At 72.9% G+C, this 22,112-nt stretch carries 21 protein-coding genes and 1 other RNA gene; 12 read left to right on the plus strand and 10 right to left on the minus strand.

What is annotated here, in order from left to right:
• Position 1 precedes the first annotated feature (1 nt).
• From FHS87_RS14345 to FHS87_RS14370, 6 genes are all read right to left on the minus strand, one after another.
• Positions 2-2,503 carry a mechanosensitive ion channel family protein gene (locus tag FHS87_RS14345; RefSeq protein WP_184519604.1) on the minus strand — a complete coding sequence of 834 codons (2,502 nt, stop codon included), beginning with the start codon at positions 2,501-2,503 and terminating at the stop codon, positions 2-4.
• 310 nt (positions 2,504-2,813) lie between these two features.
• Positions 2,814-3,635, minus strand: coding sequence for a TIGR00282 family metallophosphoesterase (locus FHS87_RS14350; RefSeq protein ID WP_184519607.1), 822 nt, complete (start codon positions 3,633-3,635; stop codon positions 2,814-2,816).
• Positions 3,632-4,243, minus strand: a complete 612-nt coding sequence (locus FHS87_RS14355) for a 5-formyltetrahydrofolate cyclo-ligase (RefSeq protein ID WP_184519610.1) — start codon at positions 4,241-4,243, stop codon at positions 3,632-3,634. The genes FHS87_RS14350 and FHS87_RS14355 overlap by 4 nt, the downstream gene beginning before the upstream one ends.
• Positions 4,230-4,384: non-coding RNA, 6S RNA (ssrS, locus tag FHS87_RS14360), on the minus strand. Before ssrS ends, FHS87_RS14355 begins: the two co-directional genes overlap by 14 nt.
• Before the next feature lie 71 nt (positions 4,385-4,455).
• Positions 4,456-4,797 (minus strand): cell division protein ZapA, encoded by a 342-nt coding sequence (locus tag FHS87_RS14365; RefSeq protein ID WP_184519613.1) that lies wholly within the window; start codon positions 4,795-4,797, stop codon positions 4,456-4,458.
• 19 nt (positions 4,798-4,816) lie between these two features.
• Positions 4,817-5,110 carry a hypothetical protein gene (locus FHS87_RS14370; RefSeq protein ID WP_184519616.1) on the minus strand — a complete coding sequence of 98 codons (294 nt, stop codon included), beginning with the start codon at positions 5,108-5,110 and terminating at the stop codon, positions 4,817-4,819.
• A 128-nt stretch (positions 5,111-5,238) separates the two neighbouring features.
• On the opposite strand from FHS87_RS14370, the gene FHS87_RS14375 reads away from it, so the two are divergent.
• From FHS87_RS14375 to thiE, 3 genes are all read left to right on the plus strand, one after another.
• Positions 5,239-5,700, plus strand: coding sequence for a hypothetical protein (locus FHS87_RS14375; protein ID WP_184519619.1), 462 nt, complete (start codon positions 5,239-5,241; stop codon positions 5,698-5,700).
• A gap of 67 nt (positions 5,701-5,767) precedes the next feature.
• Positions 5,768-6,685, plus strand: a complete 918-nt coding sequence (locus FHS87_RS14380) for a class I fructose-bisphosphate aldolase (protein WP_184519622.1) — start codon at positions 5,768-5,770, stop codon at positions 6,683-6,685.
• Positions 6,686-6,743: 58 nt separating this feature from the next.
• Positions 6,744-7,391, plus strand: coding sequence for a thiamine phosphate synthase (gene thiE, locus FHS87_RS14385; protein ID WP_184519625.1), 648 nt, complete (start codon positions 6,744-6,746; stop codon positions 7,389-7,391).
• Positions 7,392-7,458: 67 nt separating this feature from the next.
• Here the strand turns inward: thiE and FHS87_RS14390 are convergent, their stop codons facing one another.
• Positions 7,459-7,713 carry a hypothetical protein gene (locus tag FHS87_RS14390; protein WP_184519628.1) on the minus strand — a complete coding sequence of 85 codons (255 nt, stop codon included), beginning with the start codon at positions 7,711-7,713 and terminating at the stop codon, positions 7,459-7,461.
• 86 nt (positions 7,714-7,799) lie between these two features.
• Between FHS87_RS14390 and FHS87_RS14395 the strand changes: the two genes are divergently transcribed.
• Positions 7,800-8,513, plus strand: a complete 714-nt coding sequence (locus tag FHS87_RS14395) for an FkbM family methyltransferase (protein ID WP_184519630.1) — start codon at positions 7,800-7,802, stop codon at positions 8,511-8,513.
• 1 nt (position 8,514) lies between these two features.
• On the opposite strand, the gene FHS87_RS23790 is transcribed toward FHS87_RS14395, so the two are convergent.
• On the minus strand, positions 8,515-9,687 hold the full coding sequence (locus tag FHS87_RS23790; RefSeq protein WP_246418405.1) for a tellurite resistance TerB family protein: 1,173 nt from the start codon (positions 9,685-9,687) through the stop codon (positions 8,515-8,517).
• Between the two features lie 69 nt (positions 9,688-9,756).
• On the minus strand, positions 9,757-10,932 hold the full coding sequence (gene epmA, locus FHS87_RS14405; protein WP_184519633.1) for an EF-P lysine aminoacylase EpmA: 1,176 nt from the start codon (positions 10,930-10,932) through the stop codon (positions 9,757-9,759).
• Positions 10,933-11,008: 76 nt separating this feature from the next.
• On the opposite strand from epmA, the gene FHS87_RS14410 reads away from it, so the two are divergent.
• From FHS87_RS14410 to FHS87_RS14430, 5 genes are all read left to right on the plus strand, one after another.
• Positions 11,009-12,067 (plus strand): lysine-2,3-aminomutase-like protein, encoded by a 1,059-nt coding sequence (locus tag FHS87_RS14410; protein ID WP_184519636.1) that lies wholly within the window; start codon positions 11,009-11,011, stop codon positions 12,065-12,067.
• Positions 12,064-12,750: an HAD family hydrolase gene (locus FHS87_RS14415; protein ID WP_184519638.1), complete on the plus strand. Its 687-nt coding sequence runs from the start codon at positions 12,064-12,066 to the stop codon at positions 12,748-12,750. The genes FHS87_RS14410 and FHS87_RS14415 overlap by 4 nt, the downstream gene beginning before the upstream one ends.
• 115 nt (positions 12,751-12,865) lie before the next feature.
• Complete coding sequence (locus tag FHS87_RS14420; RefSeq protein WP_184519641.1) at positions 12,866-13,861, plus strand: tripartite tricarboxylate transporter substrate-binding protein; 996 nt, start codon at positions 12,866-12,868, stop codon at positions 13,859-13,861.
• A gap of 302 nt (positions 13,862-14,163) precedes the next feature.
• Positions 14,164-14,733, plus strand: a complete 570-nt coding sequence (efp, locus tag FHS87_RS14425; RefSeq protein WP_184519644.1) for an elongation factor P — start codon at positions 14,164-14,166, stop codon at positions 14,731-14,733.
• A gap of 2 nt (positions 14,734-14,735) precedes the next feature.
• Positions 14,736-15,602, plus strand: a complete 867-nt coding sequence (locus FHS87_RS14430) for an inositol monophosphatase family protein (protein ID WP_184519647.1) — start codon at positions 14,736-14,738, stop codon at positions 15,600-15,602.
• A gap of 173 nt (positions 15,603-15,775) precedes the next feature.
• Here the strand turns inward: FHS87_RS14430 and FHS87_RS14435 are convergent, their stop codons facing one another.
• Positions 15,776-18,088 carry a hypothetical protein gene (locus FHS87_RS14435; RefSeq protein ID WP_184519650.1) on the minus strand — a complete coding sequence of 771 codons (2,313 nt, stop codon included), beginning with the start codon at positions 18,086-18,088 and terminating at the stop codon, positions 15,776-15,778.
• Between the two features lie 555 nt (positions 18,089-18,643).
• Here FHS87_RS14435 and FHS87_RS14440 point away from each other — a divergent pair.
• From FHS87_RS14440 to FHS87_RS14450, 3 genes are read left to right on the plus strand one after another with little or no spacing between them, the layout of a single operon-like run.
• Entirely contained in the window at positions 18,644-19,255 is a 612-nt protein-coding gene (locus FHS87_RS14440; protein WP_184519652.1) for a hypothetical protein, read from the plus strand.
• Between the two features lie 5 nt (positions 19,256-19,260).
• A complete protein-coding gene (locus FHS87_RS14445) occupies positions 19,261-20,400 on the plus strand; it encodes an FUSC family protein (protein ID WP_184519655.1) in 1,140 nt (379 codons plus the stop codon).
• Positions 20,401-20,437: 37 nt separating this feature from the next.
• A complete protein-coding gene (locus FHS87_RS14450) occupies positions 20,438-22,108 on the plus strand; it encodes a peptidoglycan -binding protein (protein WP_184519658.1) in 1,671 nt (556 codons plus the stop codon).
• The last annotated feature ends 4 nt before the right edge of the window (positions 22,109-22,112 follow it).

The raw sequence follows: 22,112 nt of genomic DNA on the forward strand, positions 1-22,112 counted from the left end.
ACTACTGCGTGTTGCCGAGCGCCGCCGGCGGGGGTGAGTTCCGCGCGGCGCCGGATGGCTCGGGCAGGGCGGCCTGCTCCGGCCCTTCCCGCCCGGCGCCCATGCTCTCGGCCTCCGCCGGGGAGCGGGCGAAGCGGGAGAGGATGACGGACTGGGCCGGCACGGCGATGGCGATGCCCAGCTCCGCGAAGCGCTGCCGGATGCGGCGGTTGAACTCCCGCTGCACGCCCCAGCGCCCCGTATCCGTGCAGGGCATCTGGCCGAGCACCGTGAAGGTCGCACCGTCCACCTTGTCCACGCCCCAGAGGGCGAAGTCGTCGAGGATCTGGCCCGAGAAGGCGGGGTCCGCCCGCAGCCCCGCCCCGATCTCCTTCAGCGCCTGCCCTACCCGGTCCGGGTCCTCGGAGAAGGCGACGGTGACGGAGACGGCGGCGTTGCCGATGCCCCGGTTGGTGTTCGTCACCGTGGTGACGGAGCTGAAGGGGATCACATGGACCGAGCCGTCCCCCGCCCGCAGCCGGATGGTGCGGATGGAGAGGTTCTCGACCGTCCCCGACAGGCCGGAAACCGTCACCCAGTCCCCCACCTGCATCGTGTTCTCCAGCAGGAGGAAGATGCCGGTGATGACGTCCTGCACCAGCTTCTGCGAGCCGAAGCCGACGGCCACGCCGAGGATCCCCGCCCCCGCCAGCAGCGGCGCGATGTTCACCCCGAGCTGGGACAGGGCGGTGAAGCCCACGATCGCGACGATCAGCACCAGCAGCGTGGTGTGCAGCAGCGGCAGCAGCGTCCGCAGCCTCGCCGAGCGCGCCCGCTCCCCGCGCGCCGACATCTCGGCGATGGTGCGGTCGATCCAGGCATTCACCCCTTCCCAGATCACGGCGGCCAGCAGGCCGGCGACGAGCAGCACGATCACCGAGCCCGCGATCCGGTGCCCTAGCCGCCCCTCCTGGAAGGAGGCGGCGACGTCCAGGCCCCAGAGCTGTAGCAGCGCTAGCGCCGCGACCACCCCGATCAGCCCCGAGATGCCCCGGCGCATCAGCGGCACGTAGCGGTTGGCGCGGCCCTCCAGCAGCGGCAGGCGCTGCGTCGTCTCGGCCCGGATGCGGAAGACGCGGTCGAGAAGCCCGAGCAGCGCCACCGCCGCCAGCCGCGCGACGACGATCACCACGACCGTCGAGCCGAGATAGCGCAGCAGCAGCCCGTAGCCGTTCTGAATCTGGAGCGCCCAGACGAACCAGAGCGCGGCGAGGAGGAAGATGGCGAGGATGTGCCACACCCGCGCCAGCCAGCTCCGCGCCACGCCGAGCGCCCCGCCCGTGCCGGCCGCGGGCGCGATCCGCACCGCCACGCCGCGGCGGCACTGGAGAATTACGATGCTGAGAAGGACATGGTTCAGCAGGATGACCAGCTTGGCCGCCGCGAGATAGGCGGCGGGATACAGGCCGAGCAGCCGCGCCACCTCCAGCACCGCCATGCCGTAGATCGCGACCCCCGAGACGCGGCCGAGCCAGACCTCCGCATAGGCGGCCGTCTCGTCCGACACGCGGACCAGGCGCAGGCGGCGCGAGCAGGGCGAGAAGACCGCGCAGCCAACCGCCATGACGACGTGCTGGGCGACGAAGGCGTTCACGGCGGCGAGGATGACCATGGGCGTGACACCCCCATCCCCCAGCGGCGTGGCCAGGAGCAGGTTCCCCACCAGGGCGAAGGCGCCGATCGGGATGAGTTCCAGCACCAGCCAGAGGGCCGCGAGCGGGGCGCGCTGCATCAGGCGCAGATCGGCCGCGGTCGCGATCCGGGGCGCGGCGGTGCCGGCCGCCTGGGCTGCCTCCTGGGCCACCCGCTCCTCCCGCTGCCGCTCGGCGCCCGCCTCGGCCCGTCGCTCCAGCGCGGCCCGCGGCCTCCGCAGCGCGCGGCGGAGCACCCAGCGCGCCGCCCAGGCCAGGGCGAAGATCACCGCCAGCCGCCAGGCGATGTCGAGCAGCGCCGACTGGGCGAAGGGGTTCGCCGCGGTGCGGACGAGCCAGTTCCAGATCAGGGGGATGCTGGAGAAGGCGGCCCCCACCGCCGCGAGCTGCGTCGAGAGGGCGGAGAGCCATTCCGAGAGCGCGGCGACGATCTCGGCGAGGAGGCTGTCGGAGGTTAGGGAAACCGGCTCCGCAGGCGCGGCCCCGCCCGGCGAGGCGGGCGCGGCGGCGGGTGCCGGGGTTGCCGGTGCCGAAGCCGCCGGGGCCGAAGTTGCCCGGGCAGGGGCTGCCGTAGCCCGCGTGGCCGGGGCCGAAGTCGCTGGTGCAGAAGTCGCCGGCGCGGCGGCCGGCGCGGCATCGGGCGCCGTGGCGGCCAGGGCGCGCAGCGTGTCGATCACCGCCTGCCGCCTCGAATCGTCCCCCAGCACGGAGAGGGCGTTCCGGGCCTCCTCCGGGGTCAGCGCGGCGCCTCCTCCCTGGGCCGCGGCCGGGGCGGGCGCGAGGCCGAGGAGCAGCACGGAGAGGAGCGCCATCCACCACCCCGCCCCGCATCCCCGCCGGCTTCGCCCCGCCTGGGGAGCACGTGCGTTGGGGCGGCGGGAAAGGGTGGGATCCGTCATGCCTGGGATGCGCTCCGTTCTCTGCGGTCGGGCCGGCGGCGCACGGGCGGGGCCGTCCGGGCGGAAGGGCCCGGGGCGAGGGATAGCCCTCCGCCCATGAGCGGCGGCCGGGCGGCGCGCGGCCTGCCCGGTGATGGCGGCCTCCTGGCCGCATCGGTGGAGAGCGGCCGGGGCGGCGATCGGTTTCAGCGGGGAGGAAGGGGGCCGGGACCGGCCCGGGCGCTCAGAAGCCCGGCATGACCTGGGAGAGCCGCCCGCCCAGCCGCACCGGCCCGATGCGGCGGGCGAGGCCGGTCGCGTCGTCCGTCTCGGCCAGCACGCCGCAGAGCGTGGCCTCGCCCTCGGCGGGGGCGAGGCGCTCGCTCGGCACCTTGCGCCAGAAGCGGATGGAGGCGCCGGCCTTGCCCATGCCGATCACGCTGTCGTAGTCGCCGCACATGCCGGCATCGCTGACATAGGCGGTGCCGCCCTCCAGCACTTGGTGGTCGGCGGTGGGGACATGGGTGTGGGTGCCGGCGACGAGGCTGACCCGCCCGTCGAAGGAGTGGCCGAAGCCGAGCTTCTCGCTCGTCGCCTCGGCATGGATGTCCACCACCACCGCCTGGACGGAGCCGTTCGCGCCCATGCTGTGCCGGGCCAGCTCCGCCTGGGCGGCGCGAAAGGGGTCGTCCAGCGGCTCCATGAAGAGGCGGCCCATGACCTGCATCACCAGGGCGCGGCCGCGGCCGGGCACCTCCACCACCGTCGCCCCCCGCCCCGGCGTGCCCGGGGGGTAGTTCATCGGGCGGATCAGCCGCGGCTCGCCCTCGATATAGGGGATGATCTCCTTGCGGTCCCATGCGTGGTTGCCGAGCGTCAGCACGTCCGCCCCGGCCTCCAGGAAGGCCCGCGCCATCTCGGGGGCTAGGCCGAAGCCGTGGGAGGCGTTCTCGGCGTTCAGCACCACGAGGTCGGCCGCCAGCTCCCGCCGCAACCCGGGCAGGCGGGAGACCACCGCGTCGCGCCCGGACCGGCCGACGACATCACCGAGGAAGAGGATTCTCACGCGCCCTGCGCCTCCCGGAACCGCATCACCCCCGCTTCCGTCGCCACCGCGTCGAGCGGGGCGTCGTGGGGGCCGGCGGGCACCACCTCCATCCTCTGGCAGGCGAAGGCCACGCCGAGCGTCGGCACACCGGGCAGCGCGGCCAGGGTGCGGTCGTAATAGCCGCCGCCATAGCCCAGGCGCCGCCCCGAGAGGTCGAATGCGAGGAGCGGCACGATGACGAAGCCCGGCACGGCGGCGGGCGCCCCTTCCTCCGGCTGCACGGTCCCGAAGGGGCCCTTGGCCATGCGGTCGCCGAAGGCGAAGGCGCGGAAGTCGAGGGGAAGGCCGCGCTTGGGCGTGCGCGGCAGGCAGAGGGGATGGCCGCGCGCGGCCAGGGCGCGCAGCAGGGGCAGGATGTCGATCTCGTGCCCCATCGGCCAGAAGCCGGCCACCACCGCGCCCGGCGGCGGCGAGGAGTCGCGCAGCACATGGGCGGCGAGCGCCGGGCCGGCACCGCGCGCGTCGGCGCGGGCACGACGCGCCTGCGCCTCCTCCCGCGCCACGACCTTGGCCGCGCGGAGAAGGGCATCGTCGCCCGGAGGGGGAGTCAGGTGCGGAGCCACCATGACCGCTGGCGATTCGTCCTCCCAAGGCCTGCTAGCGCAGGTGGGCACCAGATACCCGGACCAGGGTCCGGACAGAGCCAGCTCCCGGAGGATGCTTATTGGCCCTGGGGATGATTTGCCTGGCGCGAAAGGCAGCCCCGCCCACCCTATCTAGGCGCTCGGCCCGCCCGGCGCCAGGGCGCCCGATCAGGATTCCGGGTCAGGAATCCCGTTCAGGATTTCCCGAGATCGGCGGCGATGACCTCGATCCGCTCCGCCACCCGCGCGAGGCGCTCGGCCAGCCGGGGGTCGGTGGGCGACCCGGGCAGCGGCAAGGGGGGCGCCATCCCGGCGCGGGCCTGGGCCAGCTCCACTTTCAGGTCGTGCACCTCGTCCGCCAGGAGAAGGGAGGCGAGCAGCAGCAGCCGGGACTCGCCGTAGGAGCCGCCCATCGTCCGGACCGAGGCGACGCGCCGGTCCACCTCCGCCGCGAGGGCGACGAGATGCGCCTCCTGCCCGTCCTCGCAGGAGACGGGGTGGCTGTAGCCGCCGACGCGAACCGTGACCTGTCCCAAAGCTCAGCCCTCTTCCTGCCTAGTCCCGCTCGCCGCCGGGGGCGCCGTGCCGCGCCTCGCCCGGCGGGACCTCGTCGTCCGCACCATCATCGCTCTCGGGGTCCCCGACAACCTCAGATCCCTCGGGCTCGGACCCCTCGGGCAGCGCGGCGCGCAGCCGGGCGATGGTCGCCTCCAGCCGCGCGGAGAGCGCCGCCACCTCCTCCGGGGGAACGCCGGCCGGCGCGGCCCGCGGGCGGCGCGCGGCCGCCTCGGCCAGGCGCTCCACCGCCGCCTCCAGCCTCGCGGCCGCCTCACCCAGGCTGTCCGACATCCCGTCCTCGATCCTCAACGCCCGCGCGGCGCTCGCGCCCCGGCGGGCCCGTTATGGCAAGATGCCCGTCCCCGGGCTTCACACGCGAGCGTGAGGGCTTTACGCACCCGCCCGCAAGAGGGTCAACCTTGACCATTCCCGCGATCCGTTTCCGATCCGAGGCCGAGGCCGCGGCGGCCCTCCGCCTCGCCGGGCCGGCGGGGGTGCTGCTCGTCTCCGCGCCCGGCGCGGCGGCCTGGCCGGGGGCGGCGGTGGTGGCGGCCATGGTCGCGCGGGCGGCGGCGGCGCATCCGAGCGCGCCGCACCGCGCCGCGCTCGACTGCGGCGCCGCGCCCGGTCTCGCCCTCGACGCACTCCGCCAGGGCTGGCGCCTGCTGGTGCTGGACCCCGCGCATCCCTCCTTCCCAGCGGTGGAGGCGGCGGCGGCGGAGCTCGGCGCCACACTGCTGCCGGTTCCGCCGGAGGCGCTGGACCTCTCCCGGCTGGATCTCAGGAAGCCCGGCGGCAGGGCGATCCTCGCCCGCCATCTCGGCGCGCCTGCGCCCGAGGGTTCAGCGCCCGGCGGGGCGGCGGGCGCGTCTTGTCCGTGACAGCCCCGCGTGGCTGCGGCTTACTCCGCACAGGCCCGGGAACGGGGCAGGAAAAGGGAGATAGAAGGTGCAGCTCACGCCAGCGGTCCGCGACATCCTTTCCTGGTACGAGAGCGACAATCCGGGAACCAAGGGCAACCTCGCCCGCATCCTGATGGAGGGGCGGCTCGGCGGCACGGGGCGGATGGTGATCCTGCCCGTGGACCAGGGCTTCGAGCACGGCCCGGCCCGCTCCTTCGCCCCCAATCCCGCCGCCTACGATCCCCGCTACCATTTCGAGCTGGCGATTGAGGCCGGGCTGAACGCCTATGCCGCGCCCCTCGGCATGATCGAGGCCGGCGCCTCCACCTATGCCGGGGCGATCCCCACGATCCTGAAGGTGAACTCCTCCAACTCGCTATCCACCACCAAGGACCAGGCGGTGACGGGCTCCGTCGCGGACGCGCTGCGGCTGGGCTGCTCGGCCATCGGCTTCACCATCTATCCCGGCTCCGAATACCAGTTCGAGATGATGGAGGAGCTGCGCGAGCTGGCGGAGGAGGCGAAGGCGGCGGGGCTGGCCGTGGTGGTCTGGAGCTACCCGCGCGGCCCGACGCTGGACAAGACCGCCGAGACCGCGCTCGACATCTGCGCCTATGCCGCGCACATGGCCGCGCTGCTCGGCGCCCACATCATCAAGGTGAAGCCGCCCACCGAGGCCATCTCCCTCGACGCCGCGAAGAAGACCTACGAGAAGGCGCCGGTGCCCGAGATCGGCACGCTGGCCGGGCGCATCAGGCACGTGGTCCAGTCCTGCTTCGGCGGGCGCCGCCTCGTCGTCTTCTCCGGCGGCGAGTCCGGCACGAGCGAGGCGATGACCGAGATGGCGCGCGGCATCCGGGCCGGCGGGGGCAACGGCTCCATCATCGGGCGCAACACCTTCCAGCGGCCGAAGGCGGAGGCGCTGAAGCTCCTCTCCGACATCATCGAGGTCTACAAGGCCTGAACCCCGTGCGGGGCGGGCCGTCCGCCCGCCCCGCCCCCACTTCCCGGACCCCCAAGACGTGCCCCATCCCCCCGAGCCCCGCGGCTGCCGGCTCTACCTCGTCACCCCGCCCCGCATCGACCTCGCCACCTTCCCCGACACCCTCGCCCGCGCGCTGGATGCCGGCGACGTGGCCTGCCTCCAGCTTCGCCTGAAGGACGCGCCAGAGGATGAGGTGCTGCGCGCCATCGACGCGCTGCGCCCCCTCGCCCAGTCCCGCGATGTCGCCTTCCTCCTGAACGACGACGCGGAACTCGCCGCGCGCACGGGATGCGACGGCGCGCATCTCGGCCAGGAGGACGGGGACCACGCCGCGGCCCGCGCCCTGCTGCGCGAGGCCACTCTAGGCATTACCTGTCATGACAGCCGGCACCTCGCGATGAGGGCGGGCGAGATGGGCGCCGATTACGTCGCCTTCGGCGCCTTCTTCCCCACCACTACGAAGGACGCGCGGCACCGGCCGGAGCTGGAGATCCTGGAGTGGTGGTCCTCGATCTTCGAGATCCCCTGCGTCGCCATCGGCGGCATCACCGCGGCGAACTGCGCCCCGCTGGTGCGGGCGGGGGCTGACTTCCTGGCCGTGGTCGGGGCGGTCTGGTCCCATCCGGAGGGGCCGGCGGCCGGGGTGCGGGCAATGAACGAGGCCATCGCCGCGGCGGAGGGGTGACAGGCAAGGGGCCGCGCACCCCCGGGAGCACCCGGGCGTGGCGGCCCCTGTCGGCGGTCGCCCGCCCTCAGCGGGCCGGCATGTTCTGCGGCCGGGTCGAGCCGGCCGGGGCGGTCTGGATCGGCGCCGGGGCGGGGGCGCCCGGCATGCTCTCCAGCACGGCGCCGCCGCTCGAATAGGCCTTGTCGGCCTCGGCCGTGTGCGGGCTGCGGTCGATCGGCGCGCCGGGCGAGCGGCCGGTGTTCGACACGCCGTCGTTCAGGTTGGCCAGGGCGGGGGCGGCCAGCAGCATCGCGCAGGTGGCCAGGGCGGGGACGCGCATGATCGGCTCCGTATCGTTCCGCCGCCCTCAACGCCGCGTGGCGCCCGCCGGTTGCGCGCCCGCGCGGCGCGGGCCAGGGGTGGGGGATGGACGAGCTGGCCTTCATCACCGCCCTGCACCGCCCCGGCACGATCGTGGATGTCGGCGCCCATGAGGGGCTGCTGACCCTGCCCCTCGCGGCGCTGCCCGGGGCCTCGGTGATCGCCTTCGAGCCCCTCTCCCATGCCCGCGCGGCGCTGGAGAGGGCCGCCGCCGGCCATCCCGGGATCACGATCCGGCCGGAGGCGCTGGGCGACGCGCCCGGCCGGCTCGACCTCTCCCTCCCCGTGCTCGACGGCGAGCCCCAGTGGCAGTGGGCGAGCACCGCCAAGAGCTTCGCCGAGCACGAGGGCGGGCGGGTGGCGGTGCGGCGGGAGGGGGTGGCGGTCATCACCCTCGACAGCCTCGCCCTGCCCGATGTCACGGCCATCAAGCTCGACGCTGAGGGGGCGGAGCTCGCCGTGCTGCACGGCGCCCGCGAGACCCTCGCCCGCTGCCGCCCCGTGCTGACCCTCGAACTGGAGGAGCGCCACGCGGAGGGTTGCACCTGGGCCGTGCCCGCCCTCCTCGACGCGCTGGGCTACGAGACCTTCTTCGCCCATGAGGGGCGCTGGCGGCCGATGGAGGCGCTGCACCGGCCGACCATGCAGCGCGCGAGCCCCGACCCCTCGGTCTTCGAGGCGTCGGAGCCCTACATCTTCAACTTCTACGCCTGGCCGGTGGAGCGCGCGGCCGAGGCGCGCGCGCTCCTGCCCGGCTAGGTCACGCCTGCGGCGCGGCGCCGCCCCCCTGCGGCTGGTTCAGCGCACCGGACTCCACGAGCTGGTGCGCCTCGTCGGCCTGGGCATCGAGCGACTGCCGCAGCCCGGCGGCCAGGCCCAGCCGGTGCGCCAGCGCGTCGAGATAGGCGCGCTCCGCCGCCGTGTCCGGCTCCGCCACGAGGCGGGAGGCCATGTAGATCTCCGCCTTCTGCGCGTCGGTGCGCGCGAGGGCAGCGATGCCGATGGGATCGGTCGGCGCGTCCATCGCCTGGAAGACAAAGCTCTTGGCCTCCGCATCGAGGCCGAGCTTCTCCACCTCGCCGAAGATGCGGTTGCGCTCGTCGGCATCCATGTGCCCATCCGCCTTGGCGGCCGAGACCATGGCCTTGATCACGGAGAGCCCGAAGGGCTGCCCGTCGGCCGCCTCCATCTCCTCCTGCGCGAACTCGTTGGGGTCGGGCACGTCGCCCCTGGCCCCCACGGGCGCGCCCGCGGCCGGTGCCGTCGCGCCGGCCCAGGGGCCGGAGGTCGGCGGTGCGGAGGGCGCCGCAGCCCCGCCGCGCGCCTGCTCGGGCACGCCCTGCGACTCCTGGAACTGCTTCCAGGCGCGATAGGCCAGCGTGCCCAGCACGGCCATGCCGCCCATCTGCATCAGCCCGCCGCCGCCGCGCCGCCGGCGCCCGCCGCCGAGCAGGGAGCCGAGCAGGCCGCCCGCGGCCGCCGTGCCCAGCCCGCCGCCGAGCATCCCGCCCAGCCCACCACCGAGCCCGCCGCCGAGACCGCCGCCACCCATGCCGCCCCCGCCCAGGCTGCCGATGCCGCCGCCGGAGCCGCCGAACAGCCCGCCGCCGCCGCGGTCCTCGTTGCCCAGGCTGCCGATCGGGCCGCCGAACATCCCGCCGCCCCGGCTATCGCTATCACCAAGGCTGCCGATGCCGCCGCCCGAGCCGCCGAACAACCCGCCGCCGCCGCGGCTCTCGCCGCCCAGGCTGCCGATGCCGCCGCCGGAGCCGCCGAACAGCCCGCCCAGCACGTCACCGAGCGAACCGCCGCCCCCGCCGAGGCTGCCGATGCCGCCCGAGGAGCCGGAGCTTCCCCCGCCCAGGCTTCCAATCCCGCCCCCGCGCGAACCGCCGCCCAGGAATCCTTCCAGCAACGACCTCGTATCGACCATGTGTACGTCCTCCGTTTCCGACGCACACAACGCCCGATGCACGGGTTCGATGCGCTTACCGGCCCGGCGTTACCCTTCGTAGGGCCAGCCGCCGAGCCAGCGCACCCCATCGAGGTCGGGCACACCGGCGGCCAGCATGGCGAGGCGGTCGAAGCCCATGGCGATGCCGGCGGTGGGGGGCATGCCCTGGGCGAGGGCGGCGAGGAAGTCCCTGTCCACCCCCCAGCCCGGGCCGTAGAGCGCCTCGCGCTCCGCCACGTCACGGGCGAAGCGCGCGGCCTGCTCGGCGGGGTCCAGCAGCTCGTCGAAGGCGTTGCCCAGCTCCAGCCCGGCGGCGAAGACCTCGAAGCGGAGGGCGGCACGGGGGTCGGCCGGGTCGCGGCGGGCGAGGGCCGCCTGGGGGGCGGGCCAGTGGGTGAGGAAGGTCGCGCGCTCCCGGCCCAGGCGGGGCTCCACATGCTCCAGCATGAGGTGGAAGAAGAGGTCCTCCCAGCCCAGCCCCTCCGGCGCGGCCAGCCCGGCCTCCCGTGCCAGCCCGGCGAGGGCGGCGGCATCCCCCTCCCCCGTCCGGGGATCGACGGAGGCGAGGAGGTCCAGCCCCAGCCGTGCGAAGGCCCCGGCCACGCTCACCCGCTCGAAGGGGAGCGACAGGTCGGTCTCCACCCCGGTATGGAGGACGCGGCGGGGCAGGACGGCGCGGAGATAGTCTTCCACCGCCTCCATCAACCCCTCCATCCCGGCCCCGGCCAGGTAGACCTCCAGCATGGTGAATTCCGGCGCGTGGCGGGCCGAGACCTCCCCGTTGCGCCAGACGCGGGCGATCTCGAACACGCTCCCCGCGCCGCCCACCAGCAGCCGCTTGATCGCCAGCTCCGGCGAGGTGCGGAGCCAGAGGTCCCGCCCCTCCCCGCGCCCGAGATGCGGCTCGAAGCGGGAGCGGAAGCCGTGGAGATGCACCTCCATCCCCGGCACAGGGACGAGGGCGGGCGTCTCCACCTCGGTGCAGCCCCGTCCCTCCCAGAAGGCGCGGGTGTCCCGCAGCAGCGCGGCGCGGCGCCGCAACGCGGGCAGGCGGGCGGCGAGGGCATCGGGATGCCAGGGCGGCGGGGCCGTCCGGAGCAAGGTCGTGCGGGGCGAGGCCGGGCTGGGAGAGGTCGGGCTGGGCGGGGCCGCGCTGGGTGCCGGGGGGCTCGGGGCTCCGGCAGCGGCGGGCGGGAGGGCCGGCGGGGGCGGATCATGCGGCATCGCGGGGGCCTCCATGCGCGGGACGCGCCGCCGCCTCCGTGACACAACGCCCCGGTTGGGGCTACCAGCCCCGGCCATGCCCGACGGCTCCCTCCCCGCCCGCCCCCTCCGCGACGCCGACGCCCTCGCCGGCGCCGGGCTGGTGCCGCCCGGCGACCTGCCCGCGCTGCGGGCCGTCGCGGCCCGCTACGCCGTCTCCGTCACCCCCGCCATGGCGGCGCTGATCGACCCCGCGGACCCGGCGGACCCGATCGCCGCCCAGTACCTCCCCCACCCCTCGGAGCTGGACGCCACCGCGCAGGAGCTGGCCGACCCCATCGCGGACGGGCCGCACACGCCGGTGAAGGGCGTGGTCCACCGCTACCCCGACCGCGCGCTGCTCAAGCCTCTGCTCGCCTGCCCCGTCTACTGCCGCTTCTGCTTCCGGCGGGAGCAGGTGGGGCCCGCGGGCGGGGTGCTGGACGAGGCGGAGCTGGAGGCGGCGCTGGACTGGTTCGCGGCCAATCCCGGCGTGCGGGAGGCGATCCTGACCGGGGGGGACCCGCTGATGCTCTCCCCCCGCCGCCTCGCCCATATCGTCCGCCGCCTCTCGGCCATGCCGCATATCGGCATCATCCGCCTGCACAGCCGCGTGCCCGTGGCCGATCCCGGCCGGGTGACGGCGGCGCTGGCCGAGGCGCTGGACACGGAGACCGCCCTCTTCCTCTGCCTGCACGCCAACCACGCCCGCGAGTTCACCGATGCCGCGCGCGCGGCGCTCCGCCGCCTCTCCCGCGCGGGCGTCGCGCTGCTCGGCCAGTCCGTGCTGCTGCGCGGGGTGAACGACACGGCGGAGGCGATGGAGGCGCTGTTGCGGACGATGCTCGCCAACCGGGTGAAGCCCTACTACCTGCACCAGCTCGACCGCGCGCCCGGCACCGCCCGCTTCGAAGTGCCGATCGCCGAGGGCCGCGCCCTGCTGGCTTCCCTGCGCGGCCGCCTGACCGGGCTGGCCTGGCCGACCTACGCGCTCGACCTCCCGGAGGGCCAGGGCAAGGCGCCCATCGGCCCCGACTTCGCCGAGCGGGCGGAAGGCGGGTGGCGCGTGCGGGGGCCGCTCGGGGGCGAGCACTTCCAGGCGGATGCGGCGCCTTGAGCCCCCGTTTCGCTCTTCTCTTCGACCTCGACGGCACGCTGGCGGATACGGACCCCCTCCATCTCCGCGCCTTCCAGGCCGTCCTCCGCCGCCCCGGCCTGACGATCGACGGGGATTTCTACCGCCGCCGCATGGCCGGGCGCCCGAACGCCGTCATCGTCGCGGAAGCCCTCCCCGACGCGCCGGAGGAGGAGCGGAAGGCGGTCGTCCGCGCGAAGGAGGATTTCGTCCGCGCCCATCTGGACGAGGTGCGCGCCGTGCCCGGCGCCGCCGACTTCCTGCGCTGGGCGCGGGAGGGGGGCATGGCCCGCGCGCTCGTCACCACCTCGCCGCGGGACAGCGTGGAGGCGGTGCTGGAGAGCATCGGCTTGGCCGGCCTCCTCGACTTCCTCGTAACGGGGGAGGATGTGGAGCGCAACAAGCCGGACCCGCAGCCCTATCTCCGCGCGCTGGAGCGCCTCGGCCTGCCGCCCGGCGATGCCGTGGCCTTCGAGGACTCCCGCTCCGGCCTCGCCTCCGCCCGCGCCGCGGGCATCGCCACCGCGGGCCTCCTGACCTCCCGGGGGGAGGCGGAGATGAGGGGCGAAGGGGCGGCCCTGACCGTGGCGGATTTCCGCGACGAGGGCCTGCGGCGCTGGATCCTTCGCCGGCTGCCGGGCAGCTCGCCGGGCGAAGCCCCGTAGCGCCGGGCGGGACGGCAGGGGCCGAAACCCCTTCCCCCCGGCGGCGGCGCGGGTCCAGACTCCGCGCAAGGAGGGACGCCCGGACTCAGGGCATCCCCGCGGAGAGAAGCAGTCCATGCCCCAGACCACCCGCCGCGCCCTCGCGGCGTCCGGCCTTGCCATGCTCGCCCCCCCGCGCGCGGCCCGCGCCCAGGGCGCGACGCCCGCCTTCCCGACCCGGGCCATCACCCTCGTCATCCCCTTCGCCGCGGGCGGGCCGACCGACATCGTGGGGAGGCTGCTGGCCGAGACGATGGCGCAGGGGCTCGGCCAGCCGGTCGTGGTGGAGAACACCACGGGGGCGGGCGGCACGCTCGGCGCCCAGCGCGTGGCGACGGCGCGGCCGGACGGGTACACGGTCCTGCTGCACCACATCGGCATGGGGGTGATCCCCACCATGTACCGCCGCCTCGCCTACGACCCCGTGAACGGCTTCGACCCGCTGGGCCTCGTCACCGAGGTGCCGATGACGCTGGTGGGGCGGAAGGACATCCCGGCGAGCAGCCTGGCCGATCTCGTGGCCTTCATGCGGGCGCAGGGGGATCGCTTCAACCTGGCGGATGCGGGCATCGGCTCCTCTTCGGCGCTCTGCGGCGCGCTGCTGGCCCGGGCCGTGGGGGCGCGGCCGACCGTCATCCCCTTCCGCGGGACGGGGCCGGCGATGCAGGAGATCCTGGGCGGGCGGGTGGACCTCCTCTGCGACCAGACGACGCAGACCACGGAATACATCCGCGCGGGATCGGTGAAGGTCTTCGCCACGCCCTCCCGCCAGCGGATCGCCACCCTGCCCGACATCCCCACCACCACGGAGGGCGGGCTGCCCGGCTTCGAGGTGACGGTGTGGCACGGGCTCTACGCGCCCCGCGGCACCCCCGCCCCGGTCCGCGCGCGGCTGACCGGCGCGCTCCAGGCCGCGTTGCGGGAGCCGAAGATCGTCCAGCGCTTCGCCGAGATCGGCACCGCCCCCGTCTCCCAGGCCGATGCGACGCCCGAGGCGCACCAGCGCTTCTGGACGGCCGACATCGCCAAGTGGAAGCCGGTGATCGAGGCGGCCGGGACCTATGCCGACTGATCGTTGCCAGCTTCATCCCCGGAAAGGATGCCATGCGGGAACAGGTTCCTCACAGGGTTTTCCACAGGGCTTGACGCGAAAAGCAGATTTTATTTCAACACATTGCAGGGCGGCCCGAAGCTGTTCCCACAGCTTTTCCCCTTAAATGCGCTCTCGAATCTGTGAGCAATGCCGCCGGTGCGAGAGGCGACGCCCGGCCCGGCGGCCACGGGCACCGGCGCGCGGTTGCCAGCACCGGGCCGCCCGTGTATGGCCCGCCGCCGATCCTTCCCAATCCCAGACGACGAACAGGACGCCCCACCATGGCGAAGATGCAGGCCAATCAAATGCGCGCCGGCATGGTCATCGAGTTCGAGGGCGCGCGCTACACCGTGCTCAAGCAGAACATCATGATCCCCGGCAAGGGCGCGGCCGTCATCCAGGTCGAGATGCGCAACATCAAGACCGGCGCGAAGAAGGACCAGCGCTGGCGCACCGCCGACACGGTCGAGCGGCTGACGACCGAGGACAAGGAATTCACCTTCTCCTACGCCGAGGGCGACCACCTCGTCCTGATGGATCCCGAGACCTTCGAGCAGACCACGGTGTCGAAGGACATCCTGGGCGACCGCCTGCCCTTCCTGAACGAGAACATGACGGTCAACGTCCGCCTCATCGAGGGCGAGCCCGTCTCCATGGACCTGCCGGACACGGTCGTGCTCGAGATCGTCGAGGCCGACCCGGTGGTGAAGGGGCAGACCGCCTCCTCCTCCTACAAGCCGGCCGTCCTGTCGAACGGCGTGAAGACGATGGTGCCGCCCTTCATCACGGCCGGGGAGAGGATCGTCGTCCGCACGGAGGACGCCTCCTACCTCGAGCGCGCCAAGGGCTGAGCATGTCCGGCGCACAACCCTCCGCACGTCTCTCGCCCGCCCTCACCGTCGTGGTGAACGCCGCCCGCAAGGCCGGGCGGCGCCTCCTGCGCGACTTCGGCGAGGTGGAGAACCTCCAGGTCAGCAGCAAGGGACCGGGCGACTTCGTCTCCCAGGCCGACCTGCGCGCCGAGGAGACGCTGCGCGAGGAGCTGCGCCGCGCCCGCCCCGGCTTCGCCTTCCTCATGGAGGAGAGCGGCGAGAGCGGGGATGCGGACTGGGAATGGCGCTGGGTCGTCGATCCGCTCGACGGCACCAGCAACTTCCTCCACGGCATCCCGCAGTGGTGCATCTCCGTCGGCATCGAGAAGCGCGTCTCGCCCACCTCCACCGAGATCATGGCCGGGGTGATCTACAACCCCGCGACCGACGAGCTGTTCTGGGCGGAGAAGGGCCGCGGCGCCTTCCTCAACGACCGGCGGCTCCGCGTCTCCGGCCGGCGCGAGATGAACTCGGCGCTCTTCGCGACGGGCATCCCCTTCGCCAAGGTGCCGACCCGCGCCGAGTTCTCCACCACCCTCGCCCGGCTGATGCCGCAGGTCGCCGGCATCCGCCGCTTCGGCTCGGCGGCGCTCGACCTCGCCTGGACGGCGGCCGGGCGCTACGAGGGATACTGGGAGCTCGGCCTCAAGCGCTGGGACTGCGCCGCGGGGATCATCATGGTGCGCGAGGCTGGCGGCTATGTGACCGGCCCCGGCGAGGAGGACCCCTACGCCACTGGTAACATCGTGGCGGGCAACCCCTTCCTGCACCCGAAGCTGCGCGAGGCGGTGGCCGAGGGCATCGCCTATGTCGCGGAGCGCCGCGCCGGGGGCGAGGCGGCCGGCTGACGCCTGGTGGCGTCGCCACGCTGCCGCGCGCTCCTACGATCCGGGAGGGATGCCTGGGAGGCGCATCCACCCGGCAGGCAAGAGCCTGAGGCGCGGAACGGGATGGTCCGGTCTTCCCGCCCCACTGGGTAGTACGGATACCGGACATACCTCCTTGCCGCGTTCTCGACCCTTCAGGCCGCCCTGGACCTCCATTTCTCCCCCATCTCCGCCAGCAACCGGCAGACGGCAGCATCCTGCAAGCGATGTTCCGGGATGCGCCCGGCGAATGCGTCGCGGAACTGGTCGTAAGAGCCGTAGAGCGCTTCGAGCGTTGCAGAGAGAAGGTCCGACGGTGCCCGGCTGAGCTCGTCGAGGACAGGCCTGCCAAGAAAGAAGCAGGATGATGAGAGAAACGCCTCATCCTGAATCTTGTTGGTGCGAAGCTCCTCCCTGCTCGCCTGTATGTCCGCGAAGAGCGGCGCAGCCTGCCCGTCCTTCAGGGCAACGTCCAGCACGGTTGGATGCGGCGCAGGGTTGGCCAACTCGGCGATCTCGTTGTCAAAGGGCCGGTCAGAATCGAGAAGCGTCAGCAAAGAGGCGGAACATCGTGTGGGCCCCCAGCCCTCGTATCGCCGTCGTAGCGACTGATCCCCGATCATCTGAATCAGCACGGGCTGGACATTCGTAAGGTCGAGCTGCTCGCACATACGCTGCAGCGACCAACCAGTGCCGCAGATATCCAGCACGAACGCTTTCTCACCCTTCAAAAGATGCCGAACATAGCCTGCGTAACTCACGGATGGAAAACTACGGGGGATACGTCCTGTGAAAAAGTACTCAGTCTGAACGCCCGGCGCGAACTCATCTTGAAGGAAGCGCAGAAGGTGGGACCACAGATAGCAATCGCGCCCGGATGCCAGGATGCGGGAAACATCCCTCTCGCGCGCGGCACGGAGCACCAGGACTGCAGCGACCAGCAGCATGGGGAGGTTCACCCCCACCTGCAGGAGTTGCAGTTGACGAGCGTCGTGCTCACCATGCCAGCTGCGCAGGCGCGCTTCACGCATCGCCCGGGCAAGGGAGGGCAGGCCGCGGCCAGCAACACTCGCTTCCATGGCTGTCATCTCGGCTACTCTGGTGAGAGTCGCGGGGATGCCGAACTTGGTCGGTGAGACGATGTCCGTGTCAGGATTATCGCCGAGGTGGTGCGTAATCCTGAACTGTTCCTCTAGCGCTTTCCAGACCGTCCCGCGACGCTTTCCGTGAGAGGATACGTAAACCCCGGCATCGCGTAGCCCGGCCACGGAACGCACCAGAACCTCGACAACATCTGCGGGCAGGTACATGTCCGAGACGACGATGTCGCCAGGTGACACCTTCGCGATGTTCTCGGGGATCGGAAAAAGGTTCTCGATCTCGGTCTCGATCTCAAGGTCCCTCGCCTCGGATAACCTGTCAGTTAGATCCGGCCAGCGCAGAGCCATCGCATCGTAGATGTCCTGAAGGGTGTACTCACGGTGCGCGATGCCGGCCTCGGCAGCGATCCGTAGCGCAGCGAACCCCGTAAGGCCGAGGCGTTGCTCGACAAGATCGAATACGGCATGCGGCTGAACGCAGCGGCGCGCGATGAGGGTATCGAAGAGATCGAAGGAGCGGAGTTCACGCCTGACGCTTCTCTCCGCGCCGGAGGTCAGGGGACTGCTCGCACGCACCGACTGGGCGCCCCCCTCCCCGCGCTTTCTCAGGACGAGGAGCTTCGGCACGCTTACCCCGGCCACGACATCTCGAAAGATTGAGAAAGTCTCTACCTCGGTTCGGAGCCGGGCAAGCTCCTCGCTCGAGAACAGGGCGGAGTCGAACAATCTCTCATGCCTGAACGCCGACTCGAACAAATCGGCCGAGCGAGGCACATCGGGAAGCGCGGCTTCATAGACCGGCGATTGCCAGTGCAGGTCCTCGATAATGTAGAGCCCTCCACTCTTCAGGGAAGGCCAGAGGTGCTTCAGGCAGTGCTGCTGATGATAGGAGGCATGGGAACCGTCATCGATGATGATATCGAAGGCAGGGGCGGCCTCGCTCAACCGATGTAGGTGATCGCGATCCCCTGCATCACCTCGCACGAAGCTGAAGCGCTCATGCCTGATGTGCGAAAAGTCGGAGATGTCGAAGCCGACGATTTGCGCCTCCGTGAAGTACTCCAGCCACATGGCAACAGAGGGGCTATCGACTCGCCTTTCCAAGCGCCCGGCGGACGTCTCGGGACCACCGATCGCGAGACCGATCTCCAGTAGAACGATGGGCTTGTCCCGGCTGGGCCCGAAGATGAGATCGTAGACATAGGTGTATCCGTGCCGGTCGCGGATCTCGTCCCCTTTGTCAGAACCGTACCGATTGGCCAGTTCGGTAAGGGTCAGCCGGCGGGAAGGCTGAGGTGGGGAGTTATCGTGGCGCCGATCTGCCGCGGGGGCGCTGAAGCGGGGGAGCATGGCGTCGCGCGGGCTCATCGGCACGGCCCCATTTCAGCCACCAAGGGGGACGACAGCGGCGCATCCTCGCCCAAGAGCCTGGCTTGGCCGGCTTCGGCCTGCCAAACGCGGCGGGAAGAGAGCTCGGCACCCCCCATCCCTGCAGGTGAGGTAGCCGTAACTCGCGGAGGAGACGTGCCCTGATGCTTGGCTTCGCTGGCATGTAGGCTGTCACGGCCAGGGATTTGTCCCCGGTCGGCTCGTCCGTTTCCACTCGTGGAGTCGCCTCCCCACAGCGGGGCGGCTTGACCGCTCCCTTCACCTTGTCCCGCCCGCAGCGTCCACATGCCGGATTTTCCGTATCGATGCTGATCGCCGATCATGACCATGAGAGATGATCGAAGGATTAAGCAGGCTCGCATGCGCTGGCCTCCCCTCCCTCATCCCGCTCCGGGGGAGGGATGAGGGAGTGGGGTCAGCCCGCGCCAGCACACCCGTACCCCCGATTCACTCGCGGCAGCCGCCCGCCGGGGTAGCCGGACACACTTGGCCATCTCTCTTCTAACCGCTCCGTTTCTGGCCTACCGTGGAGAGGTGAAGACTGTCGCTCATCGTCGCATCGCGGCGGCCCTGGCGCTCCTGCTCGCCGCCCCGCTCGCCGTCCCTGCGGCGGTCGCGCAGCCGGTGCTCTCCGGAGAGGCGGACGCGGAGGCCCCGGCCGGCCCCGCCGGCGCCGCCCCCTCGCCCGCCGATCTCTCCGCGGCCGCGCGCCCCGCCTTGCCGGCCGACATCGCGAACCTCCCCCTCGGCCCGGATTTCACCCGCCTCCCCGCGGGCGGCTGGCGCCTGGGTGGGCGGAGCGGGCGCGGGGAGCCGGAGCATGGGGCGCGGCTCGCCATCGAGACGATCGGCCGCTACCTCGCCGAGCAGACGAGCGGGCGGGTCACGGTGCTCGCCCAGGCCGCCGGGCCCGAGGACGACCCCTCCGTCGCCCGGCGCACGAGCCTCGCCCGCGCGATCACGGTGAAGCAGTCCCTCACCCGCGGCGGACTTCCGGGCACCCGGATCGACCTCCGCCCGCTCGGCCGCACGGATGAGGAGGCGGACGCGATCGACATCATCGCCCCGCCGCGCGCCCGCCCGCGGGACGCGGCCGCCGCGCCGCCCCCCGCCGCCCCCACCTCATCCGCGCCGCGAGGCGGCTGAGACAGATGACGAATCCCAACCGCTATCTCCTCCGGATGGTGCTGTTCCTCGTCTGCGTGGCGCTGGTGGCGGCACTGCTCTTCGCCCAGCTCCGGCACGCCTTCGCCGTGAACCCCGTGCTGAACGCGCTCATCCTCGGCATCCTCCTCCTCGGCACGGGCTGGTGCGTGCGGCAGGTGCTGATGCTGCGGAACGAGGTGCACTGGCTGGAGAATTTCCGCGCGCACCGGCCGGGCGAGACGGCGCATCCCGCGCCGCGCCTCCTCGCCCCCATGGCCTCAATGCTGGCGAGCCGGCGGGGCGAGCGCCTCAGCCTCTCCACGGGCGCGATGCGCAGCGTGCTCGACGGCATCGCCTCGCGCCTCGACGAGCAGCGGGAGCTGTCCCGCTACATGACGGGGCTGCTGATCTTCCTCGGGCTGCTCGGCACCTTCTGGGGGCTGATCCTGACGATCGGCTCCGTCTCCGACGTGATCCAGAACATGTCCGTCGGCACCGGCGACGTGACGACGCTGTTCAACCAGCTCAAGAGCGGCCTCGCCCAGCCGCTGGCGGGTATGGGAGTGGCCTTCTCCTCCTCCATGCTCGGCCTCGCCTGCGCGCTCGTCCTCGGCTTCCTCGACCTCACGGCGGGGCAGGCGCAGACGCGCTTCTACAACGAGCTGGAGGAGTGGCTGGCCGGCGTCACGCGGCTCTCCTCCGGCGTGCTCGGCGAGGGTGGCGCGGAGGGCGGCTCCGTCCCCGCCTATGTCCAGGCGCTGCTGGAGCAGACGGCCGAGAACCTGGAAGGGCTCCAGCGCATCCTCGCCCGCGGGGAGGAGCGCAGCGCCCAGTCCGGCCGCGCGCTGGAGACGCTGACGGAACGCCTCTCCGTGCTGACCGACCAGATGCGCGCGAACCAGATGCTGATGGGGCGCATGGCGGAGAGCCAGGCCGGCCTCGGCCCCACCCTCCAGCGCCTGGCCGAGGCTGGGGAGCACGAGGCGGCCTCGCGCGGGCACCTGCGGAACGTGGAGCTCTACCTCGCCCGCCTGCTGGAGGAATCGGCCCAGGGACGCGCGCAGTCCACGCAGGAGCTGCGCTCCGAGATCAAGGTCCTCGCCCGCACCATCGCCGCGCTGGCCGACGCGCCGCCGCAGCCGTGACGGCGCCCGCCCATACCGTGCAGGGGCAAGGCCACCCGTGGCGATAGGACGCGCGCGCCGGGGCCAGCAGGAGGGGCTGAACGCCTGGCCCGGCTATGTGGACGCGCTGGCCACGCTCCTCATCATCATCATCTTCGTCCTGCTCGTCTTCGTGCTGGCGCAGGGCTTCCTCTCCGTCGCCCTCTCCTCGCGGGACCGGGCGCTGGACCGGCTGAACCGGCAGGTGGCGGAGCTGGCGGAACTTCTCTCCCTTGAGCGCGGCGGGACGGAGGAGCTGCGCTCCGCCCTCTCCCGCGCGCAGGAGGAGGCCCGCGCCGCCGCGACCGACCGGGACGCGGCCCGGCGCGACCTTACCGGGCTCCGCGACGAGGCCGGGCGCAGCGCCACCGCCCGCGACGCGCTGCAGGCCGAGCGGGACCGCCTCGCCGCCCGCCTCGCCGATTCGGAACTCGCCGCACGCGGCACGGCCGAGCGCATCACCAGCCTCGAGGCCCGGCTGACCGAGGCGCTGACCGGCGCCCAGGCCGCGGGCGCCGATACGGCGCGCACCGTCGCCGGCCTCACCGAGACCCGCCGCGCCCTGGCGAGCGAGCAGGCGGCGCGGCAAGGGGCGGAGCGCACGCTGGCCGAGACCCGCGCCGCGCTGGAGACCGCCCGCCGCGACCTCGCCGCCCTGCGGGAGGAAGCCGATCGCCTGGGGCGCCAGGGCGTGGCCGACCGCGCGACGATTGAGGGCCGACTGGCCGACATCGTCCGGCTCAACGAGCAGATCCGCGCGCTGACCGCGCTGCGGGACCAGACGGAGGCGCAGGCCCGCGCCGCCCTCGCCCGCGCCGATGAGGAGGAGCGCCGCCGCCGGACGGCCGAGGGCACCGCCGCCGCCGCGACCGCCGCCACCGCCGAGGCCGCGCGTGCCCGCGCCGCCGCCGAGGCGGCCCTGGCCGAGGCGACCCGCGCGCGGGGGCTGAGCGAGGCCCAGCTCGCCGAGGCCGCCCGCACGGCGCGCACCGAATCCGAGGCCCGGCGCGCCGCCGAGGCCCAGGCCGGGGAGAGTGCGCGCCTCTCCGAGAGCGCCCGCGCCCAGGCCGCGCTGCTGACGCAGCAGCTCGACGCGCTGCGAACCGAGCTGCGCCGCGTCGCCTCCGCCCTCGATGCCCAGGAGGCGCAGGACCGGGAGAAGGACACGCAGATCGCCGCCCTCGGCCAGCGGCTGAACGCCGCCCTGGCCGCGCGGGTGGAGGAGCTTCAGCGCTACCGGTCGGACTTCTTCGGGCGGCTGCGGGACGTGCTGGGCGACCGGCCCGAGATCCGCATCGCGGGGGACCGCTTCGTGTTCCAGTCGGAGGTGCTGTTCCCCGTGGGCAGCGCGGATCTCTCCGAAGGCGGGCGCGAGCAGATTGCCAATGTCACCGCCCTGCTGCTCGACATCGCGCGCCGTATCCCGGAGGGCACGAACTGGGTGCTGCGGGTGGATGGCCACGCGGACAACTCGCCCATCCGCTCCGGCTCCGGCAATCGCTATGCGACGAACTGGGAGCTCTCGGCCGCCCGCGCCATCGCGGTGGCGCAGCTGATGATCCAGAACGGGCTGCCCGCGAACCGGGTGGCGGCGACGGCTTTCGGCGAGTTCCAGCCGGTGGACACGGCCGACACCCCCGCCGCCCGCGCGCGCAACCGGCGCATCGAGCTGCGGCTGACGGATCGCTGAGGGG

The organism is Muricoccus pecuniae (assembly GCF_014199205.1).
Classification (GTDB): Bacteria; Pseudomonadota; Alphaproteobacteria; order Acetobacterales; family Acetobacteraceae; genus Roseomonas; species Roseomonas pecuniae.

Bases quoted from the DNA above. Each gene is read 5' to 3' on its own strand.
- FHS87_RS14420 (WP_184519641.1), top strand. From the start codon at position 12,866: ATGCCCCAGACCACCCGCCGCGCCCTCGCGGCGTCCGGCCTTGCCATG.
- FHS87_RS14435 (WP_184519650.1), bottom strand. From the start codon at position 18,088: ATGAGCCCGCGCGACGCCATGCTCCCCCGCTTCAGCGCCCCCGCGGCA.
- FHS87_RS14370 (WP_184519616.1), bottom strand. From the start codon at position 5,110: ATGTCGGACAGCCTGGGTGAGGCGGCCGCGAGGCTGGAGGCGGCGGTG.
- FHS87_RS23790 (WP_246418405.1), bottom strand. From the start codon at position 9,687: ATGGTCGATACGAGGTCGTTGCTGGAAGGATTCCTGGGCGGCGGTTCG.
- FHS87_RS14430 (WP_184519647.1), top strand. From the start codon at position 14,736: ATGTCCGGCGCACAACCCTCCGCACGTCTCTCGCCCGCCCTCACCGTC.
- FHS87_RS14395 (WP_184519630.1), top strand. From the start codon at position 7,800: ATGGACGAGCTGGCCTTCATCACCGCCCTGCACCGCCCCGGCACGATC.
- efp (WP_184519644.1), top strand. From the start codon at position 14,164: ATGGCGAAGATGCAGGCCAATCAAATGCGCGCCGGCATGGTCATCGAG.
- FHS87_RS14410 (WP_184519636.1), top strand. From the start codon at position 11,009: ATGCCCGACGGCTCCCTCCCCGCCCGCCCCCTCCGCGACGCCGACGCC.
- FHS87_RS14445 (WP_184519655.1), top strand. From the start codon at position 19,261: ATGACGAATCCCAACCGCTATCTCCTCCGGATGGTGCTGTTCCTCGTC.
- epmA (WP_184519633.1), bottom strand. From the start codon at position 10,932: ATGCCGCATGATCCGCCCCCGCCGGCCCTCCCGCCCGCCGCTGCCGGA.
- FHS87_RS14355 (WP_184519610.1), bottom strand. From the start codon at position 4,243: ATGGTGGCTCCGCACCTGACTCCCCCTCCGGGCGACGATGCCCTTCTC.
- FHS87_RS14390 (WP_184519628.1), bottom strand. From the start codon at position 7,713: ATGCGCGTCCCCGCCCTGGCCACCTGCGCGATGCTGCTGGCCGCCCCC.
- FHS87_RS14345 (WP_184519604.1), bottom strand. From the start codon at position 2,503: ATGGCGCTCCTCTCCGTGCTGCTCCTCGGCCTCGCGCCCGCCCCGGCC.